Source organism: Paenibacillus amylolyticus (genome assembly GCF_051136285.1).
Classification (GTDB): Bacteria; Bacillota; Bacilli; order Paenibacillales; family Paenibacillaceae; genus Paenibacillus; species Paenibacillus amylolyticus_F.
The window spans coordinates 1,445,188-1,461,274 of record NZ_CP194938.1; the positions used below are offsets into that span (position 1 = coordinate 1,445,188).

16 protein-coding genes and 1 other RNA gene are annotated in these 16,087 nt (G+C 45.0%); 5 read left to right on the forward strand and 12 right to left on the reverse strand.

Annotated elements, in window-relative coordinates; all coding sequences use genetic code 11:
• Positions 1 to 168 precede the first annotated feature (168 nt).
• Together ACR8BL_RS06420 and ACR8BL_RS06425 are read right to left on the reverse strand one after the other, a co-directional pair.
• Entirely contained in the window at positions 169 to 411 is a 243-nt protein-coding gene (locus tag ACR8BL_RS06420) for a ferredoxin (RefSeq protein ID WP_421897132.1), read from the reverse strand.
• Between the two features lie 120 nt (positions 412 to 531).
• Positions 532 to 1,845, reverse strand: a complete 1,314-nt coding sequence (locus ACR8BL_RS06425) for a DNA polymerase IV (protein WP_434751833.1) — start codon at positions 1,843 to 1,845, stop codon at positions 532 to 534.
• 670 nt (positions 1,846 to 2,515) lie between these two features.
• On the opposite strand from ACR8BL_RS06425, the gene cimA reads away from it, so the two are divergent.
• Complete coding sequence (gene cimA / locus ACR8BL_RS06430) at positions 2,516 to 4,135, forward strand: citramalate synthase (RefSeq protein WP_434751834.1); 1,620 nt, start codon at positions 2,516 to 2,518, stop codon at positions 4,133 to 4,135.
• Positions 4,136 to 4,241: 106 nt separating this feature from the next.
• On the opposite strand, the gene ACR8BL_RS06435 is transcribed toward cimA, so the two are convergent.
• On the reverse strand, positions 4,242 to 4,793 hold the full coding sequence (locus ACR8BL_RS06435) for a TlpA disulfide reductase family protein (protein WP_434751835.1): 552 nt from the start codon (positions 4,791 to 4,793) through the stop codon (positions 4,242 to 4,244).
• A gap of 166 nt (positions 4,794 to 4,959) precedes the next feature.
• On the opposite strand from ACR8BL_RS06435, the gene ACR8BL_RS06440 reads away from it, so the two are divergent.
• Positions 4,960 to 5,466: a Mov34/MPN/PAD-1 family protein gene (locus ACR8BL_RS06440; RefSeq protein WP_434751836.1), complete on the forward strand. Its 507-nt coding sequence runs from the start codon at positions 4,960 to 4,962 to the stop codon at positions 5,464 to 5,466.
• Here ACR8BL_RS06440 and ACR8BL_RS06445 read toward each other — a convergent pair.
• From ACR8BL_RS06445 to ACR8BL_RS06455, 3 genes are read right to left on the reverse strand one after another with little or no spacing between them, the layout of a single operon-like run.
• On the reverse strand, positions 5,452 to 6,189 hold the full coding sequence (locus ACR8BL_RS06445) for an exonuclease domain-containing protein (protein WP_434751837.1): 738 nt from the start codon (positions 6,187 to 6,189) through the stop codon (positions 5,452 to 5,454). The two genes, ACR8BL_RS06440 and ACR8BL_RS06445, sit on opposite strands and share 15 nt — an antisense overlap.
• A complete protein-coding gene (locus tag ACR8BL_RS06450; RefSeq protein WP_434753036.1) occupies positions 6,186 to 7,271 on the reverse strand; it encodes a DUF294 nucleotidyltransferase-like domain-containing protein in 1,086 nt (361 codons plus the stop codon). The genes ACR8BL_RS06445 and ACR8BL_RS06450 overlap by 4 nt, the downstream gene beginning before the upstream one ends.
• Positions 7,272 to 7,312: 41 nt before the next feature.
• Positions 7,313 to 8,713 (reverse strand): ammonium transporter, encoded by a 1,401-nt coding sequence (locus tag ACR8BL_RS06455; protein ID WP_434751838.1) that lies wholly within the window; start codon positions 8,711 to 8,713, stop codon positions 7,313 to 7,315.
• A 332-nt stretch (positions 8,714 to 9,045) separates the two neighbouring features.
• Here ACR8BL_RS06455 and ACR8BL_RS06460 point away from each other — a divergent pair, with 332 nt between their 5' ends.
• Together ACR8BL_RS06460 and ACR8BL_RS06465 are read left to right on the forward strand one after the other, a co-directional pair.
• Complete coding sequence (locus tag ACR8BL_RS06460; protein ID WP_434751839.1) at positions 9,046 to 9,474, forward strand: MerR family transcriptional regulator; 429 nt, start codon at positions 9,046 to 9,048, stop codon at positions 9,472 to 9,474.
• Between the two features lie 26 nt (positions 9,475 to 9,500).
• Entirely contained in the window at positions 9,501 to 10,181 is a 681-nt protein-coding gene (locus ACR8BL_RS06465) for a zinc metallopeptidase (protein ID WP_434751840.1), read from the forward strand.
• 50 nt (positions 10,182 to 10,231) lie between these two features.
• On the opposite strand, the gene ACR8BL_RS06470 is transcribed toward ACR8BL_RS06465, so the two are convergent.
• Positions 10,232 to 11,143 (reverse strand): LysR family transcriptional regulator, encoded by a 912-nt coding sequence (locus ACR8BL_RS06470; protein WP_434751841.1) that lies wholly within the window; start codon positions 11,141 to 11,143, stop codon positions 10,232 to 10,234.
• Between the two features lie 70 nt (positions 11,144 to 11,213).
• Positions 11,214 to 11,840 carry a rhomboid family intramembrane serine protease gene (locus ACR8BL_RS06475; protein ID WP_434751842.1) on the reverse strand — a complete coding sequence of 209 codons (627 nt, stop codon included), beginning with the start codon at positions 11,838 to 11,840 and terminating at the stop codon, positions 11,214 to 11,216.
• 149 nt (positions 11,841 to 11,989) lie between these two features.
• Here ACR8BL_RS06475 and tpx point away from each other — a divergent pair, with 149 nt between their 5' ends.
• A complete protein-coding gene (gene tpx, locus ACR8BL_RS06480; protein ID WP_434751843.1) occupies positions 11,990 to 12,508 on the forward strand; it encodes a thiol peroxidase in 519 nt (172 codons plus the stop codon).
• A 75-nt stretch (positions 12,509 to 12,583) separates the two neighbouring features.
• Here tpx and ACR8BL_RS06485 read toward each other — a convergent pair whose 3' ends face one another.
• From ACR8BL_RS06485 to ACR8BL_RS06500, 4 genes are all read right to left on the reverse strand, one after another.
• On the reverse strand, positions 12,584 to 12,976 hold the full coding sequence (locus tag ACR8BL_RS06485) for a DUF1499 domain-containing protein (RefSeq protein WP_434751844.1): 393 nt from the start codon (positions 12,974 to 12,976) through the stop codon (positions 12,584 to 12,586).
• Positions 12,977 to 13,192: 216 nt separating this feature from the next.
• A non-coding RNA gene (gene ssrS, locus ACR8BL_RS06490) (6S RNA) lies at positions 13,193 to 13,383 on the reverse strand.
• A 51-nt stretch (positions 13,384 to 13,434) separates the two neighbouring features.
• Complete coding sequence (locus ACR8BL_RS06495) at positions 13,435 to 14,253, reverse strand: YesL family protein (RefSeq protein WP_434751845.1); 819 nt, start codon at positions 14,251 to 14,253, stop codon at positions 13,435 to 13,437.
• A 200-nt stretch (positions 14,254 to 14,453) separates the two neighbouring features.
• On the reverse strand, positions 14,454 to 16,046 hold the full coding sequence (locus ACR8BL_RS06500; RefSeq protein ID WP_434751846.1) for a DEAD/DEAH box helicase: 1,593 nt from the start codon (positions 16,044 to 16,046) through the stop codon (positions 14,454 to 14,456).
• Positions 16,047 to 16,087 lie beyond the last annotated feature (41 nt).

The following is a 16,087-nucleotide window of genomic DNA, read 5'->3' on the forward strand; positions in this document are numbered from 1 at the left end:
ATCCTCCACTATTCCGCCTTGAGCTTATAGAGTTATATATCGGCAGCCAGAGGCAAAATGTGCATAGGACTTCAGTACTTGGTACTAACCATGTAAACATACAAAAAAGCACACCTTCTGTCACTGGGACAAAACATGTGCCTTGATGTACAATATGAAGAAAAAAAATTAACCTTCTTTATTAAAAGGCTCGTCTGCTACTTTAATGGAATCTGTAGGGCAGCCATCGCATGCATCCTGCATATCATCGAACAAATCTTCAGGAATAGCCTTGATTCCATGGTTGGCATCACCATCAAAAATAACTTCTGCCAAACCTTCATCATCATAATCATAGATATCTGGAGCTGTTGCTCCGCAAGCGCCACATGCGATGCATGTATCTTTTTCAACCCAAGTATATTTACTCATTATACAATCTCTCCTCCTAGGATTCACCACGAACCGTGTTTTTATCTAAAAACATATTAAACCAAAGTTAGAATAATTACAAATCAATTTGTAACAAACACAACTTTATATTATCCCTATTTAGTCCAGACTTTGCAAGTTATCTTTTTGCAGTGATGTTCCCCTTACCTTATGGTTGCGAAGCAATGTGGAAGGATCATCACCCAACATACCTGCAGTAACAACTGCATTCTCACCAAACTTATCCCGTAACTGATCCATAATACGAATTAAACTTTCCTTTTTTGGCTTCTGCTCATATTCGAACAAATCCATCTGCACAGCGGATTCCTCCCGCGGAATCAAATTCTGCAGCGTGATGCCAAGCATTCGGACAGGCTTTCCGCTTCCCCAATGTTTTGCAAAGAGCTGGCAAGCCTCTCGGTAAATGACTGCTGCGTCCTCTGTAGGGATATCAATCATGCGTGACCTCGTGATCGTTTTCATATCAGGGGTACGAATGGTGATCTGAATGCCTTGACTAAACATTTCATGTTTGCGTAATCTTCGGGCGACCTGATCACTGATGTTTAGAAATACCCGCTGAATATCACTTATTTCAGAGACGTCGGCTGGCAGTGTCGTCGTGTGTCCAATCGATTTGTTAGCTTCCCGTTCAGCAACGACCGGAGAATGATGAATACCATTTGCCGAATTTTTGAGCCATGTTCCATTCACCCCAAACAGGTCTGTCAGCATTTTTTCATCGGATTTAGCCAGTTGACCTATCGTATCAATCCCCAGCTTTTTAAGTTTCTCAGCTGTCTTTTTACCGATGCCAAACATCTCGTTACACGGTCTGTTCCATAAAATGCGCGGCACGTCCCTCATCCGCAAAATCGATATACCGTTTGGCTTTTTAAGATCAGAAGCCATTTTGGCGAGCAGTTTGTTCGGCGCAATACCGATGGAACAAGGCAGACCAAGCTCATCCCTGATTCTATTCTGAATCTGTTCAGCAATTTCGACAGGTGTACCGAATTGTTTGGAACCCGTAATATCCAGATAACACTCATCAATCGAAGTCGCTTCCAGCAGCGGGGTATAACTATATGCAATCTTCATAAAAGCTCTGGAGTATTGACGATACAGGTGAAAGTCAGGACGAATTACTATCAGATCAGGACATTTTTTCATCGCTTGATGTACAACCATGCCAGTGGAGATCCCTCTGCCTCGGGCTGTGTATGAACAAGTAACAATTACACCCTTGCGCAATTCACTACTTCCCGCAACGGCAGTTGCCTTTCCACTATATAACTCCGGCTCTTCTGCTTCATGTACAGAACAATAGAAGGCATTCATGTCCACATGAAGAATCACTCTGCCTGCTGCTGGATAATACTCACTTACATCGATTGGAGGATTGCTGTCTGAAGACTTCACGCCCCCCATCCTTTCTATCCTCCCAGCCCGGGAGTTCACTTTATTTTCATCTATATAAGTTGAACTAAAGATTTTACACGGCTCACTCCGATGACAGAATAACCTTCCAATCGCTGTTATCCCCAGATTTTTTGATTCCCTTTTCCAAAGGAGAAAATCCGTTGATAAGCTTATGCTTCCGATGTAGCTTTCTTTCAGAAAGCTTTTAGGCGAACGCTTCGCTTTTCCAGGTTTTTTCTGTCCCTCTCCGTTAACGTGTAAATGATTTGTTCAACTTATATAGTTTTATTGTTTTTGATTACAGCCCAGACAACCAGACCGATAATAATCAGAGGAATTACTGTAATTATTACATTCTCCCATACTATAGTCACCGTTATCCCCTCTCTTCCATTAAACCAAATTATAACATAGATGTCTGTTTAATATCCCCAGACGCTTTTTCAGAATTAAATCGGCAAATGTTTACGTTAACCTGCGAATTCTATGTAGCATTTGGCTATAATGATGCTATAATAATTAATTATACAAATTCACACGTTTGGGACAAATCTATCAAACTAGTTTAACACAGTGTAGCGTTGCTACATCGAAGGATTTATCCCTTAACATTTTTACCTGCTTTTCAACCACACGACCAAAACTTATAAAAAGCGCTTTACCTAAAAGGAGGATCTTCATGTCAAAGGCCATCTCCATCTTCGATACGACTTTACGTGACGGCACACAAGGAGAGGGTGTCAGCTTATCGGCAGATGACAAACTCAAAATTGCCAAAAAGCTGGATGACCTCGGTGCTCATTATATTGAAGGCGGGATTCCAGGCAGCAACACCAAGGACATTGAGTTTTTCAAAAGAGTCAAGGAACTGAAACTGAACGCCAAAGTCGTTGCATTCGGAAGCACACGCCGCAAAGGCAGCATTGCCAGCGAAGATGCCAACTTGAAGCGTATGATTGAATCCGGGGCACAAGCAGCGACGCTGGTCGGAAAATCATGGGACTTCCATGTGCATACCGCCTTGCAGACAACTCTGGAAGAAAATCTGTCCATGATCTACGATTCAATCGCATATTTGAAGCAAAGCGGAATGGAAGTGATTTTTGATGCCGAGCACTTTTTCGACGGATTCAAAAACAACCCCGAGTATGCACAAGCCGTCTTGACCAAAGCTCATGAAGCCGGTGCGGACTGGCTAGTGATGTGTGATACCAACGGTGGAACGATGCCACACGAAGTTCATGAGATCGTATCCAACCTGCATCGGACACTGCCTCATGCACATCTTGGCATTCATACCCATAATGACTGTGAACTGGCTGTCGCTAATACCCTTAGCGCTGTACAAGCCGGTGCCCGCCAGGTTCAAGGTACAATGAACGGATATGGTGAGCGATGTGGTAACGCTAATCTCGCTTCTATTATCCCGAACTTGCAGTTGAAACTGGGTTACGAGTGTGTATCAGAAGATTCCATGAGACAGCTCACTAATGTTGCCCGTTACATCAGCGAGATCGCGAATGTGAATATGCCCATTAATCAACCTTATGTTGGTAATGCTGCATTTGCTCACAAAGGCGGTATCCACGTATCTGCCATCTTGCGGGATTCCCGGACATACGAGCATATCGTGCCTGAACTGGTGGGTAACAAGCAGCGCGTGCTTGTCTCTGAACTGGCCGGACAGAGCAATATCGTGTCCAAAGCGCAGGAACTCGGTTTGGAGTTTGACCCAAGCAGTGCGAACTCACGCCAGATCATTGAAAAAATTAAGGATTTGGAACATCAAGGTTACCAATTTGAAGGTGCTGATGCTTCACTGGAATTATTAATTCGTGAAGCCAACGGAGATATGAAAGAACTGTTCACATTCGAATCGTTCAAAATGCTTGTGGAGAAAACGGCCGGTAAATCCGTTGTATCCGAAGCTTTTGTCAAACTGAATGTCGCAGGAACAAGTGTGTACACCGCAGCAGAAGGCAACGGTCCAGTCAACGCGCTAGATAACGCACTTCGGAAAGCACTTGTACAGTACTTCCCTTCTCTTGCCCATATGCACTTGTCTGACTACAAAGTTCGTGTATTGGATGAGAAGGATGCCACCGCGGCCAAAGTTCGTGTATTGATCGAATCCAAAAATACAGAGAATACCTGGAACACGGTTGGTGTATCCGAGAACGTCATCGAAGCTAGCTGGGAAGCGCTTGTGCATAGCTTCAGATATGCTCTGCTTCAGGAAAAAATTCTCAATGAGCCGGATTCACTTTCGATTCCAACCCCTGGGCTAATTAATCACTAAAGCTCAAGCCCATTTTATATTTCCCGGAAAATAAAAGAAGCTTCTGCAACCATTCATGATGGTAGCAGAAGCTTCTTTAGATGCAAAACATGTGAGCAGACAAACCCTAGTTTGCAATCAACTTTTTTATTTTTTTCTCCAGCTCTTTTTCCGGTAATATACCAAGAATGATCTCCTGAATCACGCCGCGGGAATCAATCAACACATTGGTCGGAAATGCAACGCCGTTATATTGGGCATATACCGTTCCTTTTTCATCCAGCGGAATCGGGAATGAAAGCTTATACTCGTCCGCAAAAGCTTTCGCATCCTTCAGTTTATCGTATGAAGTGACATTCACACCATATAGATCCAGCTTATCCTTGTATTTTTCCGCGAAATGGTTTAATTCCGGTGCTTCTTGTTTACACGGATCACACCAGGACGCCCAGAAGCTAACAAAGGTTGCTTTTTCTTTCGCCCCGCCCACACTGTATGTTTTGCCATCCAGCCCTGTCAGAGAGAATGGTGGTGCCAGCAAACCTGCCTTCGGTCCTGTCTCTGTAGGCATAGGCTGATCCTGCTTAAAAACAGCAGCTATGCCACTGTCTGTATTTTGAGCCAAGGCTATGCCAACAAGCAGGACAACACCAAGCAATATGTATATGTTACGTTTCATCCCTCGCCACCCTCTTGTTCAATCAAAGTGTCTCAAATGCTGTTAAATCAATTCTTTATCATATTGTACCCTTTTCCCTTAAAATTTTACAATCCGGTTAGAACAAAATAAAATAAAAAAGGACTCCTGCATAAAGCAGGAGCCAAAGAGAGAGGGGTGAATACAAATGGCAGCACTTCACGGGCAGCAAAATACCTTAATCCTTCCCCGCTCGGTGGAACAGGAAATGTCCAGGCACATGCATCTTTCGCTGCCGCAGGAAGCCTGCGGGGTTGTGCTGGGTGAATCCGCAGCGGGCGGCATACGAATCAGTCGGTTTCAGCCCATTCGTAACGTAGCGCCTGACCCGCTGCATCACTTTTCACTGGATCAAACGGAATGGATTCAATGTTTTTACTCCGAATGTACCATCGTTGGCATCTTTCACTCTCACCCGTACACATGGCCCATTCCTTCGCAAGAGGATCTACAATCCCTTCCGCACTTCGCAGGAATGTTACAAGCCTATCTGATCGGTGCACCTGATCTTTCGACTCCAGCTTCAAGAGAAATGGCATCACCCATGCTTCTGAACTCGTATCAGATTATAGCGGATGAAGAACAGCGACGAAGTGAACCATCGCCTATTCCACCTACCTATAGCCTAGTACCGTTGGCACTATGCATGACTTAACCGGGTGTAGAGATCACCTAATGTCTCAATGTTTTCACGTTTCATATCCTCCAGATAACAAGACCATAACTGTGCTGTCATTCTGGCATCCTCAAGCGCATGGTGCCGCCCATAGATGGGAATGCCCCTGGATTCAAGCAATTCATCCAGTCCATATCCCTCTCTTGTAGGTTCAAGCCAGCGGGCGAGCATCATCGTATCAATTAAACGATGGGTCAGTCTAACCTTAGAGGTTCGCCACAACGCCGCATTGAGGAAAGCCCGGTCATGCGCACTCGCATGAGCAACCAATACGTTCCCGCCAACAAAGGACATGAAATCATGCAGTCCCTTCAGCAACGTAGGAGCCTCTTCCGTCATCTGTTGCGTAATGCCGGTAAGTTCGGTAATATGCTTTGGCACTGCCGTTTTTGACTGTACCACCGTATAGAACTGTTCTTCTTCCAGTACAACACCGCCTCGAATGCGCACTGCACCAAAGGAAAGAATTTCGTCTCCATGCTGGGGAGAAAACCCTGTTGTTTCCAGATCAAACACAACTGCATCCAGTTCATTTAGCGGTGTGTGCAAAACTTCAGGCCTGCGCTGATCCCTCATCATGGAACGGATGAACGCCATATGTTGCGCCGTAGGGGCTCCCATAATGGAAGCGATGGCGGAAGGAACCCCTCCCTGACGCAGCGAATTCCAAAATCCTGTACTGCCCCTTGCCGGCTCTCTCATAGACGTCTCCTTTCTTCAAATCGCAACTGTCTTTGCAAAGCACGATGCACTCGCTTAACGAGCCCCAGTGTCTCTCTCAGATCATAATGGATTTGCTTTTGTTTCATCTGCTTTTCATCCAGAAAACCGCTACTCTGCTGCAGTTCCCCCTGAATAACAACAGGTGTACTTCGGCGCAGCTTCAAAGCCGCGGCAAAAGCACGCTGGCAAGCATCCATCAACGGAAACGGCACCGCTTCAAGTAAAGTGAGTCTCTCCATACGTTTAAACGTCGATGATTCCTGTATCCCATGCTGCAAAGCCAAAAATCTGGCACTGTTGACCAGCGGAATATACACACCGTATTTGACGTCGAAACCGCCTGCGTGTTCACCAAATCGCTCTGTAACCACACGGCCCAGAATATTTAACGTCGCCTTATGCTTCACTGTATTACGCAGCACGGCGTCCGAGAGTTCAGGCACTCGGCGAAACTGTTCGTAAAAACTCGCAAGCCAAGCATCTGCCAGACTAACCTCACCCGCAACAAAACGCATATCAGAAGCAATAATCAGGTTGCGGATAGGCTCCCAGTTCAGGTCAGAACTCCATTCGAAGAGCTGCTCCTTCCAGGATTCCAGCGTTTTACGCCATAGTGGCTCCGAGCACATCACCTTACCCTCACATTTGGCATAACCCAACTGTTCCAATAGATTGGCAATACGTATTCCCAGTTCCGTAAAATACTCTTCTTTTCCTGCATGCGGAGCATCGCTGATAATCATGCCATTATCCTGATCACTCCATAATGTCGCTTCTTCCCTGCCGGAGCTCCCGAATACGATAAAGGCATAGGGGACGGGAGGCTGGCCTAAGCCCTCCTCTACCATCCCCTGAATGCATAACTCTACTGCTTTCCGTGCAATGCGGTCATGCAGTTCATTTACCGTCTCGTACCATTCTACCAGCGACAAGGAAGCGGACAGTGATTTCTGGAGCTCTCTCTGTAAAATGACGCGTGCCTGGCGTAGTTCATCTGCAGAAACCGCACCATCGATCCCTTGATAAGACCAGGAAAGATTCGTTGTTGAGATGGGTTCCATCATATCCAGCCTCCTTGAAGCAATTTCAATCATCATCTACCTCAGGAGCTGAACGTACCGCCCGGTTTAGATTCTGCATGTTTCATTTGCTCAGGATATCCATACGTACCGTGTTCACTCAGATCGAGACCCATGGTTTCTTCTTCTTCAGTAACGCGGATACCCATCAAAGCTTTCATACCACCGAGAATGATGAAGGACATCACGAGTACGAAGGCAAATGCACCGACAAGACCTAATAACTGTACGCCTAGTTGGTGGAACCCACCGCCATAGAACAGACCTGCTTGACCTACGCCCACTTTCTCAGCAAGTTCAGGTGTAGCGAACAGCCCTGTGGAGATTGCACCCCACATACCAGCGATACCGTGTACGGAGAAGGCATAGATTGGATCATCAATACCTTTGCGCTCGAAGTATTGAGCTGTGAAGAATGTAATGATGCCTGCAAGCGCACCGATTACCAGAGCTGCCCAAGGTTCTACGAAAGCACAAGCACCTGTGATAGCTACGAGTGCCGCAAGCACACCGTTTAACATGCTAGGAATATCTGATTTCCCTAGAACTGCCCAGGAGATCAACAGTGCAGCAACACCACCGGCAGCTGCAGCTACGTTTGTAGTCAATGCCACATAACCGAAGAATCCTTCACCCATCGCGGACAACGTACTACCCGGGTTAAAACCGAACCAACCGATCCAGAGGATAATGACCCCGAGTACGGAATATACTTGATTATGACCTGGAATGATGTTAGGTTTTCCATCTTTATTGTATTTACCGATACGTGGTTTTAGCAAAATAGTAGCTACCAGCGCCGCAGTTGCACCAGTCAAGTGAACGACTGTTGAACCCGCGAAATCTTGCATACCCAGCTCTGCAAGCCAGCCGCCGCCCCATACCCAGTGAGCAACAACCGGATACATAATAATGGTATACAGTGTACCAAATACGATATATACACTCATCTTTGCACGTTCTGCCATACCACCGCAGGCAATCGCCAGGGAGACAGCAGCAAACGCAAGGTGGAATACAAATTTAATCGTTAATGGAACATCCGAGAAAGCCAGTGATTCAAAGGAAGCTGCCATGTTGTCTCCACTCATGAAGAAACCAGTTGTTCCAAAGAATCCGTTACCGTTACCAAACCCGAGGCCAAAGCCAAGTCCCCAGAATGCAATAACTGAAATGCCCAATGTCAGGATTGTCTTACCCGCAATATGTCCTGCATTTTTCATTCGTGTCGAGCCTGCTTCAAGGAGTGCAAATCCCCCTTGCATAAAGAACACTAGCACTACAGCCAAAAACGTAAATGCCGAGTTCAGACCACTTTGAAGTTCGATATTCGTTGGACCCTCTGCAGCTGCTGCGAATGCACTCATCGGAAATGCCAACAAAGTAAGCATTACTAACATTGAAACTAACCATTTCTTTCTCATGTACCCCACTCCCTCATATGTTATGTTTGTTTACATATCGTGAAACTCTTAATGCCATTATAAGCAGAAGTGAGGAAAGTTGACAAGAGTATTTTCATCAATTTCAAAAATATTTTATGGGAATAAAGTCTTACGTCTTTTTCTTGCACTTAAGTACATAGATATAGGAATGAAGCAAGCTATCGATCAAAGCATAACGTTTGACTGTACGGTTCATATTCATGTATCATACTTATTAGTAAGAAGAATTGGGCGTATTCAATTGAAGCGCTTGTGGAAACTACATTTCCCTACATTTTGAACTTGCAAGCGAGGTGAATATCATTGGGGATATGAAACTTTTTCGAATTGGCGAACTCGCCAAAACGGCTGGTGTAAGTGAACGGACAATCGACTATTACACAAAGCTCGGGTTAATCGCTCCTGAAGAGCGCACACAAAAAAATTATCGTCTCTATAGTCATGAAACCTTAACCAGACTCGAACGTATTGTACAGATGAAACAAGAGAAGTATAGTCTCGAAGAGATCAAGCATTCTCTTGAAAAGTGGCGTCTGGTCAGTACAGAAGAACAAGTAGCAAGCAAACTAACAACACTTGAACTTCATGTGCAACAGCTTGAGCGAGAGGTCAATGAACTAAAACCACTGCTTGGAGAGATGAAACCTGTACAAGCTCGCAAGATGATGGCAGGACTACTCACCAAAAGCGCCGGTACAATGGAAGCATTGAAAATCTTGCTTGAGCACACCATGATGTAGCTTATTAAGAAAGCGGAGGAATGGATATGAGTTTTAATAACGGTATGTTCGTATTGATTATCATCGCCTTTTTGCTCTCATTATGGGCGCAATTTCGCGTTAAAGGCACCTTTAGACGCTGGTCAGAAGTACCCAACCAGAACGGAATGACTGGTTATGATGCAGCCCGTCACATGCTTGACGCCAACGGCCTGCACGATGTACCGATTGAACCCGTTCGCGGCGCACTCTCCGACCACTACGATCCGATTAACCGGGTTGTACGTTTGTCAGAACCTGTGTATTACGAAAAGTCCATCTCGGCCTTATCCGTTGCCTGTCACGAAGTAGGTCATGCCATTCAACATAAAGAAAGTTACCCTATGTTGGCATTACGTCACCGGATTTTCCCGATTGTAAACTTCGCATCCGGACTTGCACCATTCCTATTGATCGCAGGTTTCCTCTTTAATGCCATGAACCTGGTTGGAATCGGTATTATCTTCTTCTCCGTTACCGTCGCCTTCCAATTGATCACATTGCCGGTCGAGTTTAATGCCAGCAATCGAGCACGTGAGATCATGGTATCTGAAGGTTATATCCGCAATGAAGAAGAAAAAGGCGTAGCCAAAGTGTTGAACGCCGCTGCTTTGACTTATGTTGCCGCTGCTTTGATCTCCCTGCTTGAACTGATTCGTTACATCGGGATCTTTAACAGCCGCGACTAATTACCACAGCTATCCAATTCAGTGAAATAAACAAAAACAATACCCCACCGTTATTCGGATGGGGTATTGTTTTGCTGTAAACCGAAATAATGAAGCAAAAACGAGCGAAAAGATTGAGCAACCAGTGGCAGCTTATCATCTGCACGATGAATCAATCCTATCGTTCTGGTTACCTTCGGATGAGAGATCGCCACATGCGCAGGTTGCAGGGGGTTCGTCTGAAATAATGCCATCTCGGGAAGGAGACTGACACCCATACCCGCAGCTACCAAACCGCGAATCGTATCCGTTTCCTCACCTTCAAAGGCTATTTTCGGTGTGAATCCAGCTTCCAGACAGGCATGCCATACAATCGGCCGTAAGGAATACCCTTTGCTGAACAACACAAACTTCTCATCCTTCAGCTGCTCCAGCGCAATGGTCTCTTCTCCTGCAAACGGATGATTGGGCGGCAAAATCGCATGTAACTCCTCGGTCAGCACAATATCTCCAGAAACCTGGTCATGTTTTTCCGGAAATGGTGAAATAAACGCCAAGTCCACTTCTGCTGATAACACATCCCTTATCAATGTCGGATACATACCCTGCTTAAATCTGAATTTCACATTCGGGTACTTCTGACGAAAAGCCGCTACTACAGAAGGAATCAGATGAATTCCAAGGCTATGCGGAAAACCAATCCGAATCTCCCCGTGTTCCGGGTCAAGAAACTCATGCACCTCACCAACGGCTTTGTCGAGATCCTTCAAGATACCTTCTACTCGTTTGCAAAAAAGCTGCCCTACCGCAGTCAACTGCAGATTCCGTCCTTTTTGCATAAAAAGATCAACACCAAGCTCTTCCTCAAGCTGATGAATCTGCCTACTGACTGCGGACTGTGCCACATGCAGCTCTTCAGCCGCCTGTGTAACATGTTCCTTCTGTGCCACTTTTAGAAAATAATGCAACTGTCTTAATTCCACTTGCCTGATCGCTCCAATCTGTTTTACCCTACTATATCTTTGATCACATTCCATCTTGAGAACGTTCCGACTACTTCTTAAAAATACGAGGTTTCCACAAACGAATAATCAAACCATAAATAAAGAATCCGCCGAGCAAACCACCTAAATGCGCCATCCAATTGATCCCTGACATCGCAAAGGAGAAAATAATCCCGAACAACAGCAACGTATACATCGTTTTGCGTGAGGTTTCATCCATAATGTTACGCTGGAACAATGCCACATAGAGAAATGCCCCATAGACAGCATAGATTGCACCAGAAGCCCCTACCGAAATGGTAATTTCGCCGACCGAATTGTACCACGCAACAGCAAGAATATTCCCCACCACGCCTCCTCCAAGATACAACACACCGTATCTCAATGATCCGAGCAAACGTTCCATCGGTGGTGCAAACACAATCAGTGCAAAACTGTTAAATAAAAGGTGACCGAAACCCGCATGTAAAAAGATCGAAGTCACATAACGCCACCAATCCTGAGCAAACAATTCATAATTCGTCAGTGCGCCAAACTTGAGCAATACCATATTGTTCGTTGATCCGCCATTAAACGTTAACACGATAAACATAACGACATTTGCAATTAAAAGAATCGATGTCAAAGGAAAGTACTTCAAATAATCTTTCCAATTTTCATAACGAATAAATATCATAGATTTTTACGTTCACTCCACCCTGTTAAAATCAGACCTATCTTTTAAATCCACCCTAAGGATACATGCCCAGATTGGACAATGTCTTTCATAAAAGATTATAATGGATTTTGGCACGGATCACCAATTTATAAGGAGGAACATTATTTATGACACAAGAACGTAAAGGCGCAGCCACATTTAAAGGCAACCCTATCACATTGATCGGACCCGAATTGAAAGTGGGCGACCAGGCACCTGACTTCACTGTGAGCAAAAACTTGATTGAAGATGCATCTCTGAAAGATTTCACAGGCAAGATCAAATTGATCAGCGTTGTTCCTTCTCTGGATACCGGCGTATGTGATGCGCAGACTCGCCGCTTCAATGTTGAAGCTGCTGATCTCGGAGAGAACGTTGTTGTATTGACTATCAGCGTTGACCTTCCATTCGCACAGGAACGTTGGTGCGGTGCAGCTGGAGTTGACCGCGTGGTTACTCTTTCCGATTACAAATCACGCTCTTTCGGCGAGAACTTTGGCGTTCTGATCAAAGAATTCCAACTTGATATGCGCTCTATTTTCGTCCTGGATGCCGAAGACAAAATTACATATGTGGAGTACCTGCCTGAAATGACAGACTCCCCTAACTTCGAGCAAGCTATTGCTGCAGTAAAAGCCTTGCTGTAAAACAGGTTTCATATGTGCAGAATAAAAGCGAGGAAGGCCAGCCTTCTCTCGCTTTTTGTTATCTCATCATTTATTTCACTCGTTCGCCTTATACTTACTCAGCTTTTTATCCAGTACAGAGAACAAGTGCATAATCGTACGATAGTTTGAACCAAGATCCCCCATTGAACCGCGAGAAGCAGAGTACATATCCACCGCACTCCGGACAGGGCTTACCGAAATAATGGAAACCGTAATATCCATCGTGCGTCCAAACGTCGTACGTTTCTCCAGTATAATCTCACCCACTGAATGTACTTCATGTAATACTTTATAACCCGGAATTTTCTTAAGTGTCGAAGATACCTCTTCCCAGGCTTTTTCTTTGGATAAATTGTAATACCGTGTTTTTAATTTGGGATCCTTGGCTCGATCGCTGGTCCCCTCCATACTTCGGATGATACCGACGAGCGTTCTCTTTAAGGTCAAGACCCTTCCTCCTTTGAGTGTAACCGTTCCAGTTATGTATTCTAGTGTAACATTGTTCAAGTAGTAACAAAAGGGTAAGCGTCATATTTAACAAAAATACACGGACAATGCTCCCCCAGATTCAATGCATCATTCAGATCAAACAATAAACCAACATAAAAACACCCCAACTTCCTCGCAAAAGGAAAAGTCAGGGTGCTGTACATCATAAAAATTTAGAAACCCGCCTATGCCGTCCGGCTACATTGTCTTATGAACCTGCTTGGCAGGTGGGTGACTGCAAAAATGCATTTGAAGTCCCCATGTCGTATAGACAGGGCTTTTCAGCAACATTCTGTGTTAATCTCCCGAAGACATCATCATTGGTTCAAAACAACGAATAACCGAAACGTACATCGCAGGATGTACAATTATTATATCCCTAACTGAGTAAAAAGTAAATGCCATACATTCATGTTTTATTTTTGCTGTGTAAAGTCTTTCGGGTCTGTAGGCTCGGAAGGTTGCGGATCATCCTGTTCAGCTGGTTTTTCAGCCAGCGCAGCTGCCTCTTCTTCCTCTTTCTTCAATTGAAGCTTTTGCATCTGTTCCTGCATCTTGTTGTAGGTCGCATAGAAGTTAAAGAACGCAAACCAAGCTACAATACTCATAATGAAAAAGATAAACAGCACCGGATAACGCAATCCGAAATAGAACAGTAACCCACTACCCAGCAATGTGGAGAACACACGGAAAGGTCGAATCAGCGTTAGCAGAACTGCATTTTTGATAATCAGCCCAATCGACATGTGGTAGTGAACAACCATCGAGAAGAAGTTAAACAGAGACACAAACAACAGTAACAACAGCACGAGCATAATAATTCCGACAAGCTGCATATTACGGAACTGCGTCATATATACCGTATAGTCCAGATACATAATAGCGAACAGCAGTGTGTAGAAAATACCCCCGATTAAACTTTGTTTGTAGTTTTCCTTGTAACCTGTGAAGAATGTACGGAAGATCGGTACATCCGTATCCCCCATATTCCATTTACGAACAACCGTAAACAACGCGGATGTCGCAGGAAATAGTGTAAGCGGTGCCACAATGGCAATAGCCCAGTTCATTTGCAATGATTCGTTAGCGAGATTCTGCTGCATCACGAGCAGTTTCATAACCATGAAAAACAAAAACGGTGACGAACAGATCGCCCACAAAAGATTGCTTGCGGCCAGTCTCGTAATCCATTCTGTCAGCCGGTAAAGCCCGCCCATAGCTCCTTTAAATTCCAAACATTTCTCCTCCTCCGCACCTTGCGTGTAACCTGAATTCTAATATTAATATACCTTATTATATATAGGAAAAGCCAGCACTTCCCGAAAGAAGATCCCCCTAATCCAACCTCACAACTCTAAAAAATGGAAATTTTACGAACATTTACAAAGTAAAAAGGATGGAGCAGCATCCTGCCCCATCCTCATTAATATTACACTTATTCGAAAGAGTTGTCTCTAGCAGGACGACGTCCTTCGTTGTTGCTTGGACGCGGTTTGCGATCGCGGTTGTAGCTTCCGCTTCCGCCGCTGCTTCCACTTCCACCAGTGTTACGGTCACGATTATAACCGCCACGTCCACCACCACTGCTGTTACGATCACGGTTGTAACCGCCGCCGCTGCTGCTTCCGCTGCTGCTACGGTTACCGCTGTAACCTGATGGTTTACGTCCGCCCGAACGTACATCCGGTCTGCGACGTTTTGCACGGATCGGATCTTCAGGAGTCAGATCCACCTGAGCATCTTTTTTATCACCTGTCAGGAGTTTCAAAGCTGCGGACAGCAATTGTACGGAATCGTACTGCTCCAGCATTTGAATAGCAATACCTTTGTATTCATTGAGCTCACCGGATTGAACAATCTCAAGAAGACGTTCAGCCGTTACACGTTGTTTTCCTTCAACTGCTTCTGCCATTGTTGGCAACGGTTTACGCGGAATACGGTGACGTGTTACACGCTCGATGAAGTGCAGGTGATCGATCTCACGCGGTGTTACGAAGGACCATGCTGCACCCTCTTTACCCGCACGACCTGTACGGCCAATACGGTGAACATAGCTTTCAGGGTCTTGCGGAAGGTCAAAGTTAACTACATGTGTTACGCCGGATACATCGAGACCACGAGCGGCTACGTCTGTAGCAACGAGCACATCAATGCTGCCATCACGGAACTTACGCATTACTGTATCACGTTGGTTTTGAGACAAGTCACCATGAAGACCGTCAGCCGAATATCCACGTTTTTGCAAAGCTTCAGCCAATTCGTCAACACGACGTTTTGTACGTCCGAATACGATAGCTAGTTCTGGAGATTCCATATCCAGCAAACGGCTCAACGCTTCGAATTTTTGACGCTCAGGTACTTCAATATAGGATTGGTCAATCAACGGTGCACTAACATGTTTCGGAATCACAGAAATGTGCTCAGGATTGTTCAAGAATTGTTGTGCCAATTTTTGAATGTTAGGAGGCATTGTTGCTGAGAACAGCATCGTTTGACGCTCGTCTGGAACTTGTTTCAGGATGGATTGGATATCCTCCATGAATCCCATATCAAGCATTTCATCTGCTTCGTCCAATACAACAGTTTGTACATCATCAAGTTTGATTGTTTTGCGGTTGATGTGGTCAAGGAGACGTCCCGGTGTACCGATGATAATCTGTGGTTTTCTTTTCAATGCACGAATCTGACGTACGATATCTTGTCCGCCGTAGATTGGCAGGGAGCGCAGACCTTTGAAACGAGTAAGTTTTTCGATCTCTTCAGCGACTTGGATCGCAAGTTCACGTGTAGGTGCCATAATGAGGGCGCGGATTTTATCATCCGTTTTGGAGATTTTGCTGATCAACGGAATACCGAATGCAGCTGTTTTACCCGTACCTGTTTGAGCTTGACCAATCAAGTCTCTGCCTTCGAGTGCCAAAGGAATCGCTTTGGATTGAATCGGCGTTGCTTCTTCAAACCCGAGCTCAGTGATGGCTTGCAGCACCAGTGGTTCAAGATTGAAATCTGTGAAATTTAAATTTGTCAAAATTATTCATACTCCTTTTATATGGTGGACATGGTGGACAA

Excerpts from the sequence above, each read along its gene's own strand:
- ACR8BL_RS06475 (WP_434751842.1), bottom strand. The coding sequence starts at position 11,840 with ATGATATTTATTCGTTATGAAAATTGGAAAGATTATTTGAAGTACTTT.
- ACR8BL_RS06435 (WP_434751835.1), bottom strand. The coding sequence starts at position 4,793 with ATGAAACGTAACATATACATATTGCTTGGTGTTGTCCTGCTTGTTGGC.
- cimA (WP_434751834.1), top strand. The coding sequence starts at position 2,516 with ATGTCAAAGGCCATCTCCATCTTCGATACGACTTTACGTGACGGCACA.
- ACR8BL_RS06440 (WP_434751836.1), top strand. The coding sequence starts at position 4,960 with ATGGCAGCACTTCACGGGCAGCAAAATACCTTAATCCTTCCCCGCTCG.
- ACR8BL_RS06450 (WP_434753036.1), bottom strand. The coding sequence starts at position 7,271 with ATGGAACCCATCTCAACAACGAATCTTTCCTGGTCTTATCAAGGGATC.
- ACR8BL_RS06465 (WP_434751840.1), top strand. The coding sequence starts at position 9,501 with ATGAGTTTTAATAACGGTATGTTCGTATTGATTATCATCGCCTTTTTG.
- ACR8BL_RS06420 (WP_421897132.1), bottom strand. The coding sequence starts at position 411 with ATGAGTAAATATACTTGGGTTGAAAAAGATACATGCATCGCATGTGGC.
- tpx (WP_434751843.1), top strand. The coding sequence starts at position 11,990 with ATGACACAAGAACGTAAAGGCGCAGCCACATTTAAAGGCAACCCTATC.
- ACR8BL_RS06445 (WP_434751837.1), bottom strand. The coding sequence starts at position 6,189 with ATGAGAGAGCCGGCAAGGGGCAGTACAGGATTTTGGAATTCGCTGCGT.
- ACR8BL_RS06455 (WP_434751838.1), bottom strand. The coding sequence starts at position 8,713 with ATGAGAAAGAAATGGTTAGTTTCAATGTTAGTAATGCTTACTTTGTTG.
- ACR8BL_RS06460 (WP_434751839.1), top strand. The coding sequence starts at position 9,046 with ATGAAACTTTTTCGAATTGGCGAACTCGCCAAAACGGCTGGTGTAAGT.
- ACR8BL_RS06425 (WP_434751833.1), bottom strand. The coding sequence starts at position 1,845 with ATGGGGGGCGTGAAGTCTTCAGACAGCAATCCTCCAATCGATGTAAGT.